The following is a 9331-nucleotide window of genomic DNA, read 5'->3' on the forward strand; positions in this document are numbered from 1 at the left end:
TCCTCCTATCAGAGACTACTTCTTACCAGCAGTCTTACCTTCTTTTCTGATGATAACTTCATCAACATATTTAATACCTTTACCCTTATATGGTTCAGGTTTTCTTACTTCTCTGATGTTAGCAGCAACCTGACCAACACGTTCCTTGGAAATACCAGAAACTTTGATTGTAGTTGCAGTTGGGCATTCTACCTTAACACCATCTTCAATTTCAAGATCAACTTCATGTGAATAACCAATGTGAAGTGATAATGTATTACCTTTCATAGCAGCACGGTAACCAATACCGACGATTTCAAGGTTCTTTTCAAATCCCTTTGAAACACCTTCGATCATGTTTGCTAATAAAGCTCTTGTTGTACCATGTAACTGTTTAGTAGTTTTCTGATCATTAGCTCTTACACAATTAATTTCGTTACCTTCCTGGTTAATTGTGATTAATGGAGAGAAAGCTCTAACTAAAGTTCCCTTAGGACCTTTAACAGTAACAGTGTTGTCGCTAGCAATAGAAACTTCAACATCTGCAGGTACAGTGATTGTCTTTAAACCAATACGAGACATCGTATGACCTCCTGTTTTCTTCTTTATTAATTACCAGATGTATGCTAATACTTCACCGCCAAGACCTTTAGCCTTAGCAGCTTTACCAGTCATAAGACCTTCTGAAGTAGACATTACAACGATACCTAAACCATTTAATACCTTAGGAATTTCATTGCACTTAGCATACTGACGTAAACCAGGCTTAGATACTCTCTTTAAACCTGAGATGACTCTTTCATTTCCTTTATATTTTAAAGTTACAACAATGTTCTTTGTTGCTGGTGTGTCACCAGTTACCTTAACGTCAGCTACGAAACCTTCATTAAGAAGAATGTTAGCTAACTGATTCTTTAAATTAGAATAAGGAATTGACACTTCATCATGACGTGCTGAATTCGCATTACGAATTCTTGTTAACATATCTGCAATTGGATCTGTAACCATTCTACATGTCCTCCTTTATATATTGACTACCAGCTTGCTTTCTTTACTCCAGGAATTTCACCCTTATAAGCTAATTCTCTGAAGCAGATACGGCAAAGCTTGAATTTTCTCATTACTGAGTGTGGACGTCCACAACGTTCGCATCTTGTATATTCACGAACTTCATATTTCTGAGGACGAATCTGCTTAATTTTCATTGATTTTTTTGCCATTATTTAGTCCTCCTTACTTAGCGAAAGGCATGCCAAGTTCAGTTAATAAAGCACGACCTTCTTCGTCAGTCTTCGCTGTAGTAACTAATACGATATCCATACCTCTAGTCTTGTTAACCTTATCGAAATCAATTTCAGGGAAGATTAACTGTTCTTTAATACCTAAAGTATAGTTACCTCTACCGTCGAATGAGTTCTTAGGTACACCTCTAAAGTCTCTTACTCGAGGTAAAGAGATTGATACTAATTTATCTAAGAATTCATACATTTTTTCACCACGAAGAGTTACTTTACAACCAATTGGCTGACCTTCACGGATCTTGAAACCTGCGATAGATTTCTTAGCTTTAGTAACAACTGGTGCCTGACCAGCGATTGCTGTTAATTCTTCTACAGCTTCATCTAAGTACTTAGAGTTTGTAGTTGCATCACCAACACCGATGTTGATAACGATTTTTTCCATCTTAGGAAGCTGCATAATTGACTTATAGCCGAACTTTTCCATTAAGTTCTTACTGATTTCGTTCTTATAACGTTCCTGTAATCTATTCATTATTTAGCCTCCTATCTCTTCTGTTCCTTAATTGTTTCACCAGTTTTTTTGTTGAAACGTACTTTCTTACCATCTTCAAATCTATAACCAAGCTTTACGCCTCTCTTAAGTTTTGAATCATAGTAAGCAAGATTAGATACGTCAATACCAGCTTCAACAGTGATAATGCCACCATCAGGATCTGTCTGTGAAGGCTTAACATGTTTTGTTACTTTATTGACATCTTCAACGATAATACGGTTTGTTTTGTGGTTGATCTTTAAGATTTTACCAGTCTTGCCCTTTTCGCTACCTGCGATAACAATGACTGTATCACCTACGCGTAATTTCATCGTTTCTTTTCCTCCTATAATACTTCAGGAGCTAATGATACGATCTTCATGAAATCGTGATCTCTTAACTCTCTTGCAACAGGGCCAAAGATACGTGTTCCCTTTGGTGTATTATCATCCTTGATAATTACACAAGCATTGTCATCGAATCTGATATATGAACCATTAGGTCTGTTTACACCATATTTAGTTCTTACGATAACCGCTTTAACAACTTCACCCTTCTTAACGCTACCGCCAGGAATGGCCTGTTTTACTGTAGCTACAACAACATCACCAATGTTGCTTGTTTTTCTATTTGAACCACCTAAGTTTCTGATAACTAAGACTTCACGAGCTCCTGAGTTATCGGCAACTTTCATTCTACTTTCGTTCTGGATCATTTAGTTGGCCTCCTTTCGAAATTACTCAATTACGTCTGCTTTCTTTACAACTTCTACTAAACGGAAACGTTTTGTTTTAGATAAAGGTCTTGTACCCATGATTGTTACAACATCACCAACACGAGCTTCGTTATTTTCATCATGAGCATGGAACTTCTTAGATGATTTCATACGCTTACCGTATAATTTATGTTTAACATGAGTTTCAACAAGAACAGTTATAGTCTTATCCATTTTAGTAGAGACAACTGTTCCAGTATAAACCTTACGATTATTTCTTTCCATAATCTCTCCTATTTATTTAATTCTCTTTCTCTAATAACTGTCTTAATCTTTGCGATTGATTTTCTGACTTCTTTAATTCTAGCAGTATTTTCTAACTGACCAGTTGCCTGCTGGAATCTTAAGCCAAATAACTCTTTTTTGAACTCTTCAACTTTGTTGTTAAGTTCTGCAGTTTCTAATTCTCTTAAATCCTGTACTTTCATGAGTTACTCACCTCTCTTAACGATCTTGCACTTGATAGGTAACTTATGAGATGCAAGTCTTAAAGCTTCTCTGGCAACTTCTTCTGAAACGCCGCCGATTTCAAACATGATACGACCCTGCTTAACTACTGCTACCCATTCTTCAGGAGCACCTTTACCAGAACCCATACGGACTTCCAATGGTTTCTTAGTCTTAGCTAAGTGAGGGAAGATTCTGATCCATACCTGACCTTCACGGTTCATGTATCTATTCATAGCGATACGGGCTGCTTCAATCTGTCTTGAAGTGATCCAAGCACCTTCTTGTGCCTGTAAACCGTATTCACCAAATGCAACGAACTTACCGCCCTTTGCTTTACCTTCATATTTAATTCTATGAGGTCTTCTATATTTAGTTCTCTTAGGCATTAACATGGTTTATTCAGCCTCCTTATTCTTTCCAGGAAGAATTTCTCCCTTACAGATCCAGACTTTTACACCAAGCTTACCATAAGTAGTATTAGCTTCTTCCTGTGCGTAGTCGATGTCTGCTCTTAATGTGTGTAGAGGGACGTTACCTTCAGAGTAACCTTCTGCACGAGCGATATCTGCGCCACCAAGACGGCCAGATACTTTAGTCTTGATACCTTTAGCACCAGCTCTCATTGCTGACTGAATAGCTCTCTTCTGAACTGTTCTGAATGAGGCACGGTTTTCTAACTGTTCAGCGATTCTCTTAGCAACTAATGTTGCATTAGTATCCGCATTCTTGATTTCAACTACATTGATATAAACCTGTTTGTCATTTACTAACTTAACAACTTCTTTTCTTAAAGCATCAATGGCTTCGCCATTTCTTCCAATTACTACACCAGGTCTTGATGTATGTACGAAAATGTTGATTCTCTTCTTAGATCTTTCGATGTCAATTTTAGCTACATAAGCATTAGCTAACTTTTCTTCTAAGAACTTACGAATCTTGATATCTTCATGAAGTAAAGTTGCAAAATCTTTCTTATCAGCATACCAACGTGAACTCCAATCACGATTGACGCCGACACGTAATCCAACTGGACTTACTTTCTGACCCATTTGCTTCTTCCTCCTAATTATCTGTCTTCAACCACAACAGTGATGTGGCAAGTTCTCTTTAAGATCTGAGTACCCTGACCTTTTGCTTTTGCACGGAATCTCTTTAAAGTGACACCTTCGTCAACTCTGATCTCTTTAATGTATAATTTATCCTGTTCAGCGCCTTCGTTTTCAACTGCGTTAGCGGCTGCAGATTTGATTGTTTTCTGAATAGCAGGTGTTGCCTTCTTATTAACATAGTCAAGCATACCAAGTGCTTCATTTACACTTTTACCTCTGACTAAGTCAGCGACTAATCTAGCCTTCTGAGCGGCAACACGAATGTTTCTAGCCTGTGCTCTTGCTTCCATGTTTTACCTCCTTAGGCCTTCTTGTCATCGCCAGCAGTGTGGCCTTTGAATGTTCTTGTAGGAGCGAATTCCCCTAACTTATGACCAACCATGTCTTCAGTAACATATACAGGGACATGTTCTCTACCATTGTATACAGCGAATGTATGTTCGATAAATGCTGGGAAAATAGTAGAACGTCTTGACCAAGTCTTAATAACTTCTTTTTTACCAGCCTTGTCTAAAGCGTCAACTTTCTTTAATAAGTATTCATCGACGAAAGGGCCTTTTTTCAAACTTCTTGACATTGTCTATCCTCCTTACTTACCGTTTCTTCTTCTAACGATCATCTTGTTAGAATGTTTCTTGTGTGGTCTAGTCTTAACACCAAGAGCTTTCTTACCCCAAGGAGTAAGTGGAGCTTTACGGCCGACTGAAGTCTTACCTTCACCACCACCATGAGGGTGATCATTAGGGTTCATGACAGAACCACGAACAGTAGGTCTAATACCTCTCCATCTGTTACGTCCTGCTTTACCGATGTTAACTAATGAATGATCTTCATTACCAACAACACCAACTGTTGCACGACATACAGATAAGAATTTTCTAACTTCACCTGAAGATAAACGAACAGTTACATAACGACCTTCGTTACCTAAGATCTGAGCGCTAGCACCAGCTGATCTTACTAACTGTCCACCCTTACCAGGATGCATTTCAATATTGTGGATTAAAGTACCATCAGGCATGTTACCCATCTGTAATGCGTTACCAACTTTGATATCAGCAGTATCGCCAGAAACGATCATCTGACCAACTTCTAATCCCTTAGGAGCTAAGATATATCTCTTCTCACCATCTAAGTAATGGATTAATGCGATATTTGCTGATCTGTTTGGATCGTATTCGATAGTTGCTACCTTACCAGGTACATTGTCTTTATTTCTCTTGAAATCAATAATTCTGTACTTTCTCTTATGTCCACCACCATGATGTCTAGTAGTGATCTGACCCTGATTGTTACGGCCACCTTTTTTCTTGAAAGCAACAGTTAATGACTTCTCAGGCTTTGTAGCAGTCAACTCTTCTTTAGTAAGAGCTGTCATGTTACGACGACCATTTGTCGTAGGCTTATAAGTCTTAATAGCCATTTTCTTTCCCTCCTATTGTTCTCCGGATAGTCTCCGATAATGAATTGTCTTATTCAGCTTCGTCGCCAAATAAGTTAATAGACTGACCTTCTGCTAAAGAAATGATAGCTTTCTTTTTAGCTGCAGTCTTACCAGCATAACGTCCAACTCTCTTCTTCTTTGGATGAACGTTCATTGTGTTAACTGAAGTAACTTTTACACCAAACATAGCTTCAACAGCCTGCTTGATTTCAGTCTTGTTTGATTTTGTATCTACGAAGAAAGTATATTTATTTTCTTCCTGCATTAACTTCATTGATTTTTCAGTTAGAACAGGTCTTCTTAAAACATCAGTAATATGTGCCATTATGCAAGAGCCTCCTCTACAGTCTTGATAGCTTTCTCAGTCATCATTAAGTTTGTGCAGTTAAGAATGTCATAAACATTAATACCCTTTGCTTCAATAACCTTTAAGTTAGGGATATTGTTAGCTGAAAGTACAACGTTCTGATCAAATTCATCAACAACTAATAATGTCTTTCTTGGTTCGTTGAATGCTTTTAATACAGCAACCATTGACTTAGTCTTTGGTGCATCGAAAGCAATATTATCGATTGCAGTTAATTCAGAATCAATAACCTTCTGAGATAATGCAGATCTTAATGCTAACTTACCAACTTTTTTGTTTAATTTGAATTTGTAGTTTCTCTTTGTTGTAGGGCCAAATACAACGCCACCTCCAACAAACTGAGGTGCTCTTGTTGAACCCTGACGAGCTCTACCAGTACCTTTCTGTCTGTAAGGCTTCTTACCACCGCCACGAACAGCAGATCTATTCTTTACCTGATGAGTTCCCTGTCTTAATGAAGCTCTCTGCAGTAAGACCATATCAAAGATTGCCTGGTTATTTGGTTCGATACCGAACACATTTTCATTTAATTCAAGATCATTGATCTTTTCACCATTCTGGTTAAATAATGCAACATTTAACATTAGTTTTTCCTCCTTCCGCTTCATTATTCAGCTTCTTTAGCTTCATAAGAAACTAAGTCTGCTGCTTCATTTACTTTACCATTAGCTTTAACTGCTGACTTAACAACAACTAAGCCCTTCTTTGGTCCTGGAACAGAACCAGAGATTAATAATACATTCTTTTCTGGGTAAACAGCAACAATTTCCAAGTTCTGAACTGTTCTTGTTGCAGCACCCATATGTCCTGGTAATTTTTTACCTGGAGCAATTCTGTTTGGCGCGATTGGACCCATAGAACCAGCATGTCTATGAACTGGACCAGCACCATGACCCATAGGGCCTCTAGAATGACCAAAACGCTTGATAGTACCAGCGTAGCCTTTACCTTTACTTGTACCAGTGACATCTACAACTTCACCTGCTGTGAAAGTGTCTACTGCGATCTCCTGGCCAACTTCATAACTCATCATTTCGTCAAAACGAAATTCTCTGATGAAGCGCTTAGGAGCTGTGTTAGCTTTAGCAACATGTCCCATTTCTGGCTTGTTTGCTAATTTTTCTCTCTTGTCTTCAAAACCAACCTGGATTGCATTGTAACCATCAGTTTCAGTTGTCTTTTTCTGAAGAACTACGTTAGGAGTTGCTTCTACAACAGTAACTGGGATTAACTTACCGTCAGTTGTGAAAACCTGAGTCATACCGATCTTACGACCTAAGATTCCTTTCATGAGTTACACCTTTTACCTTTCTTATAACTTAATTTCAATATCAACGCCTGATGGTAAACTTAAACGTGTTAATACGTCTACTGTTTCAGGTGTTGGGTTCACTACGTCGATAAGACGTTTGTGAGTACGGATTTCGAACTGTTCACGAGAATCTTTATACTTATGAACCGCTCTTAAGATTGTGTAGATTTCCTTTTCAGTTGGAAGAGGTACTGGTCCAACGACCTGTGCTCCACTCTTCTTTGCTGCTTCTACAATCTTTACTGCTGAATCATCTAAAATCTTGTGATCGAATGATTTTAATCTGATTCTGATTTTGTTGTTTGCCATGATTATTCCTCCTTGTCTATTTGTTAGACAACGCTCAGCACGAATTCCCTGAAGGCTCTTCCGTTCATGACAACGGCTGTCAGCGTTTCAGCAACCTCGCACATCCCTGCGTTTCACAACACGCTTATAATACATAAATCAAACCCCTATTGCAAGTGTTTTTTTAACTTTTTTTCACGACTATAGCTCTCTTTTTTTGCTTTTTACGATTCATGTAGATATTATGTCCACGTTCATTGGTGTTTCCAGTCTTTTGCATGTGCTATCTTTCCTTTGGCTTGTGAAAAAATGAAAACCTTTTCAAATGATAAAAAGAGGTGTACACTACAGTTGTAATAATTATGGAGGTTATGTATGGAAAAAATATTAGTTGAAACTTCAGCAAAACATATTCATTTGTCACAAGCTGACTTAGAGGCATTATTTGGCGATGGCTATGAACTTACCAAGTTCAAAGATCTTTCTCAGCCTGGTCAGTATGCTGCGGAAGAAAAGGTTACAGTTGTCGGTCCAAGAAACGAAGCAACAATGCGTGTGCTTGGTCCTGTAAGAAAAGAAAGTCAAGTAGAATTAGCTGCTACTGATGCAAGAACACTTGGCTTCAAGGCACCGGTTCGTGAATCAGGTGATTTAGAAGGAACACCAGGATGTGTTCTTAAGGGGCCTAAGGGTGAAATCACAATTGAAAAAGGCGTAATCATCGCCAAGCGTCATATTCACTTCTCAACTGAAGATGCACAGCACTTTGGTGTCGAGAATGGTCAGATTGTTTCAGTTAAAGTTGAAACAGCTGATCGTTCGTTAACATTCGGCGATGTTGTCTGCCGTGTTTCAGACAAATATGCCTTAGCAATGCATATTGATACTGATGAATCAAATGCTGCCGGTGCCCCTAAGGAAGGCGAAATCATTAAATAAAAAAATGCCTATCTTGAAGTAGCTTCAAGATGGGCTATTTTTTTTGCAAATATTTCTATTTCTTCGTTATTAAAGTTTTCATAAATCGTATTATCATGAGCTTTAGGAATGATTGGGTAGCGCTTATTAAAGACCGAAAGACTTAATCGCTCAGCTAAGGACAGTTTAGGAAAATAGAGGGCTCCCCCTAGCCCAGCAATGACCTTAACGTCCTTCAACAGCTGATAATCAAACTCAGCACTGACAAAATTCATAAACTCACTCGCTTGTAAGCCAACAATATATATTGAATAATGACGAGGAATCAGCAATGGCTGATTGCGCTTAATAAAGCTAACCATCTCTTCGTCCAGCTTACCGTTATAGATTGGCATGCCAAGAACAATGGTTGTTGCACAATCAAGCTTTTCATATTCGATTGCTTCTAAATCCATAAGATAAGCCTTCCCTTCCAAATAAGAATTAATCACTCGTGCAATCTTGGCTGTCGAACCATGACGACTATGATACAAGATAACAATCATTTTTACTCCCCCCCTGTCTATAATAAAAGAACAGCATCACATACTGTTCTTAAATCATTATTTCATCGCATCTTTTAAAGTCTTAGATACTTTAAATGATGGAACTTTAGCAGCGGCAATTTCAATCGTTTCACCAGTATGTGGGTTTCTACCAGTTCTTGCTGCTCTTTCCTTAACCGCAAATGTACCAAGACCAGGAATAGCGATTTTTTCATCAGCTTTTAATCCTTCGCTTACAACTTCAGCAAGTGCTACTAAGGCTGCATCTGCATCTGTTTTTGTGATGTCTGCTTTTTCTGCAATTTTCGCAACTAAATCAGATTTTTTCATTTCAATTCTCCATTTCTTATTAAAAAATTCTTTACCTACAT

General features: G+C 38.1%; 20 protein-coding genes. 1 reads left to right on the forward strand and 19 read right to left on the reverse strand.

Features of this window, described 5'->3' with window-relative positions; genetic code table 11:
* Positions 1 to 15 precede the first annotated feature (15 nt).
* The 17 genes from rplF to rpsJ are packed head-to-tail and all read right to left on the reverse strand — an operon-like array spanning position 16 to position 7518.
* The gene (gene rplF / locus T529_RS0107700) at positions 16 to 561 is read right to left on the reverse strand and encodes a 50S ribosomal protein L6 (protein ID WP_033163038.1); all 546 of its coding nucleotides are present in this window, start codon (positions 559 to 561) and stop codon (positions 16 to 18) included.
* 30 nt (positions 562 to 591) lie between these two features.
* Positions 592 to 987, reverse strand: a complete 396-nt coding sequence (rpsH, locus tag T529_RS0107705) for a 30S ribosomal protein S8 (protein WP_033163039.1) — start codon at positions 985 to 987, stop codon at positions 592 to 594.
* A gap of 26 nt (positions 988 to 1013) precedes the next feature.
* Positions 1014 to 1199, reverse strand: coding sequence for a type Z 30S ribosomal protein S14 (locus tag T529_RS0107710; protein WP_033163040.1), 186 nt, complete (start codon positions 1197 to 1199; stop codon positions 1014 to 1016).
* Between the two features lie 13 nt (positions 1200 to 1212).
* Positions 1213 to 1752 (reverse strand): 50S ribosomal protein L5, encoded by a 540-nt coding sequence (gene rplE, locus T529_RS0107715; protein WP_033163041.1) that lies wholly within the window; start codon positions 1750 to 1752, stop codon positions 1213 to 1215.
* Positions 1753 to 1763: 11 nt separating this feature from the next.
* The gene (gene rplX / locus T529_RS0107720; protein WP_033163042.1) at positions 1764 to 2084 is read right to left on the reverse strand and encodes a 50S ribosomal protein L24; all 321 of its coding nucleotides are present in this window, start codon (positions 2082 to 2084) and stop codon (positions 1764 to 1766) included.
* Positions 2085 to 2098: 14 nt separating this feature from the next.
* Positions 2099 to 2467, reverse strand: coding sequence for a 50S ribosomal protein L14 (rplN, locus tag T529_RS0107725; protein WP_033163043.1), 369 nt, complete (start codon positions 2465 to 2467; stop codon positions 2099 to 2101).
* A gap of 21 nt (positions 2468 to 2488) precedes the next feature.
* Positions 2489 to 2752, reverse strand: coding sequence for a 30S ribosomal protein S17 (gene rpsQ / locus T529_RS0107730; protein WP_033163044.1), 264 nt, complete (start codon positions 2750 to 2752; stop codon positions 2489 to 2491).
* Positions 2753 to 2760: 8 nt separating this feature from the next.
* Entirely contained in the window at positions 2761 to 2955 is a 195-nt protein-coding gene (gene rpmC / locus T529_RS0107735; protein WP_033163045.1) for a 50S ribosomal protein L29, read from the reverse strand.
* Between the two features lie 3 nt (positions 2956 to 2958).
* A complete protein-coding gene (gene rplP, locus T529_RS0107740; RefSeq protein ID WP_033163046.1) occupies positions 2959 to 3369 on the reverse strand; it encodes a 50S ribosomal protein L16 in 411 nt (136 codons plus the stop codon).
* A 3-nt stretch (positions 3370 to 3372) separates the two neighbouring features.
* Positions 3373 to 4026, reverse strand: a complete 654-nt coding sequence (rpsC, locus tag T529_RS0107745; RefSeq protein ID WP_033163047.1) for a 30S ribosomal protein S3 — start codon at positions 4024 to 4026, stop codon at positions 3373 to 3375.
* 17 nt (positions 4027 to 4043) lie between these two features.
* On the reverse strand, positions 4044 to 4376 hold the full coding sequence (rplV, locus tag T529_RS0107750; protein ID WP_033163048.1) for a 50S ribosomal protein L22: 333 nt from the start codon (positions 4374 to 4376) through the stop codon (positions 4044 to 4046).
* Between the two features lie 11 nt (positions 4377 to 4387).
* Complete coding sequence (rpsS, locus tag T529_RS0107755; RefSeq protein ID WP_033163049.1) at positions 4388 to 4663, reverse strand: 30S ribosomal protein S19; 276 nt, start codon at positions 4661 to 4663, stop codon at positions 4388 to 4390.
* Positions 4664 to 4675: 12 nt separating this feature from the next.
* Positions 4676 to 5509, reverse strand: coding sequence for a 50S ribosomal protein L2 (gene rplB, locus T529_RS0107760; protein ID WP_033163050.1), 834 nt, complete (start codon positions 5507 to 5509; stop codon positions 4676 to 4678).
* A 49-nt stretch (positions 5510 to 5558) separates the two neighbouring features.
* A complete protein-coding gene (gene rplW, locus T529_RS0107765) occupies positions 5559 to 5855 on the reverse strand; it encodes a 50S ribosomal protein L23 (RefSeq protein ID WP_033163051.1) in 297 nt (98 codons plus the stop codon).
* Positions 5855 to 6481, reverse strand: coding sequence for a 50S ribosomal protein L4 (gene rplD, locus T529_RS0107770; protein WP_033163052.1), 627 nt, complete (start codon positions 6479 to 6481; stop codon positions 5855 to 5857). Before rplD ends, rplW begins: the two co-directional genes overlap by 1 nt.
* Before the next feature lie 23 nt (positions 6482 to 6504).
* The gene (rplC, locus tag T529_RS0107775; RefSeq protein WP_033163053.1) at positions 6505 to 7188 is read right to left on the reverse strand and encodes a 50S ribosomal protein L3; all 684 of its coding nucleotides are present in this window, start codon (positions 7186 to 7188) and stop codon (positions 6505 to 6507) included.
* A 21-nt stretch (positions 7189 to 7209) separates the two neighbouring features.
* Complete coding sequence (gene rpsJ / locus T529_RS0107780) at positions 7210 to 7518, reverse strand: 30S ribosomal protein S10 (RefSeq protein ID WP_033163054.1); 309 nt, start codon at positions 7516 to 7518, stop codon at positions 7210 to 7212.
* Positions 7519 to 7872: 354 nt separating this feature from the next.
* Here rpsJ and pduL point away from each other — a divergent pair, with 354 nt between their 5' ends.
* Positions 7873 to 8436 (forward strand): phosphate propanoyltransferase, encoded by a 564-nt coding sequence (gene pduL / locus T529_RS0107785; protein ID WP_033163055.1) that lies wholly within the window; start codon positions 7873 to 7875, stop codon positions 8434 to 8436.
* A gap of 8 nt (positions 8437 to 8444) precedes the next feature.
* On the opposite strand, the gene T529_RS0107790 is transcribed toward pduL, so the two are convergent.
* A complete protein-coding gene (locus T529_RS0107790) occupies positions 8445 to 8960 on the reverse strand; it encodes a flavodoxin domain-containing protein (protein ID WP_033163056.1) in 516 nt (171 codons plus the stop codon).
* A gap of 57 nt (positions 8961 to 9017) precedes the next feature.
* A complete protein-coding gene (locus tag T529_RS0107795; protein WP_033163057.1) occupies positions 9018 to 9290 on the reverse strand; it encodes an HU family DNA-binding protein in 273 nt (90 codons plus the stop codon).
* Positions 9291 to 9331: the final 41 nt, after the last annotated feature.

The sequence above is a fragment of the Sharpea azabuensis DSM 18934 genome (assembly GCF_000702165.1).
GTDB classification, from domain to species: Bacteria; Bacillota_I; Bacilli_A; order Erysipelotrichales; family Coprobacillaceae; genus Sharpea; species Sharpea azabuensis.

What these genes read in the sequence shown, in the direction of transcription:
- rplD (WP_033163052.1), bottom strand. Translation starts at nt 6,481, where the DNA reads ATGTTAAATGTTGCATTATTTAACCAGAATGGTGAAAAGATCAATGAT.
- rpsH (WP_033163039.1), bottom strand. Translation starts at nt 987, where the DNA reads ATGGTTACAGATCCAATTGCAGATATGTTAACAAGAATTCGTAATGCG.
- pduL (WP_033163055.1), top strand. Translation starts at nt 7,873, where the DNA reads ATGGAAAAAATATTAGTTGAAACTTCAGCAAAACATATTCATTTGTCA.
- rplN (WP_033163043.1), bottom strand. Translation starts at nt 2,467, where the DNA reads ATGATCCAGAACGAAAGTAGAATGAAAGTTGCCGATAACTCAGGAGCT.
- rplF (WP_033163038.1), bottom strand. Translation starts at nt 561, where the DNA reads ATGTCTCGTATTGGTTTAAAGACAATCACTGTACCTGCAGATGTTGAA.
- rplB (WP_033163050.1), bottom strand. Translation starts at nt 5,509, where the DNA reads ATGGCTATTAAGACTTATAAGCCTACGACAAATGGTCGTCGTAACATG.
- rplC (WP_033163053.1), bottom strand. Translation starts at nt 7,188, where the DNA reads ATGAAAGGAATCTTAGGTCGTAAGATCGGTATGACTCAGGTTTTCACA.
- T529_RS0107710 (WP_033163040.1), bottom strand. Translation starts at nt 1,199, where the DNA reads ATGGCAAAAAAATCAATGAAAATTAAGCAGATTCGTCCTCAGAAATAT.
- rplV (WP_033163048.1), bottom strand. Translation starts at nt 4,376, where the DNA reads ATGGAAGCAAGAGCACAGGCTAGAAACATTCGTGTTGCCGCTCAGAAG.
- T529_RS0107795 (WP_033163057.1), bottom strand. Translation starts at nt 9,290, where the DNA reads ATGAAAAAATCTGATTTAGTTGCGAAAATTGCAGAAAAAGCAGACATC.
- rpsQ (WP_033163044.1), bottom strand. Translation starts at nt 2,752, where the DNA reads ATGGAAAGAAATAATCGTAAGGTTTATACTGGAACAGTTGTCTCTACT.
- rplE (WP_033163041.1), bottom strand. Translation starts at nt 1,752, where the DNA reads ATGAATAGATTACAGGAACGTTATAAGAACGAAATCAGTAAGAACTTA.
- rpsJ (WP_033163054.1), bottom strand. Translation starts at nt 7,518, where the DNA reads ATGGCAAACAACAAAATCAGAATCAGATTAAAATCATTCGATCACAAG.
- rplX (WP_033163042.1), bottom strand. Translation starts at nt 2,084, where the DNA reads ATGAAATTACGCGTAGGTGATACAGTCATTGTTATCGCAGGTAGCGAA.
- rpsS (WP_033163049.1), bottom strand. Translation starts at nt 4,663, where the DNA reads ATGTCAAGAAGTTTGAAAAAAGGCCCTTTCGTCGATGAATACTTATTA.
- rplP (WP_033163046.1), bottom strand. Translation starts at nt 3,369, where the DNA reads ATGTTAATGCCTAAGAGAACTAAATATAGAAGACCTCATAGAATTAAA.
- rpmC (WP_033163045.1), bottom strand. Translation starts at nt 2,955, where the DNA reads ATGAAAGTACAGGATTTAAGAGAATTAGAAACTGCAGAACTTAACAAC.
- T529_RS0107790 (WP_033163056.1), bottom strand. Translation starts at nt 8,960, where the DNA reads ATGATTGTTATCTTGTATCATAGTCGTCATGGTTCGACAGCCAAGATT.
- rpsC (WP_033163047.1), bottom strand. Translation starts at nt 4,026, where the DNA reads ATGGGTCAGAAAGTAAGTCCAGTTGGATTACGTGTCGGCGTCAATCGT.
- rplW (WP_033163051.1), bottom strand. Translation starts at nt 5,855, where the DNA reads ATGGCACATATTACTGATGTTTTAAGAAGACCTGTTCTAACTGAAAAA.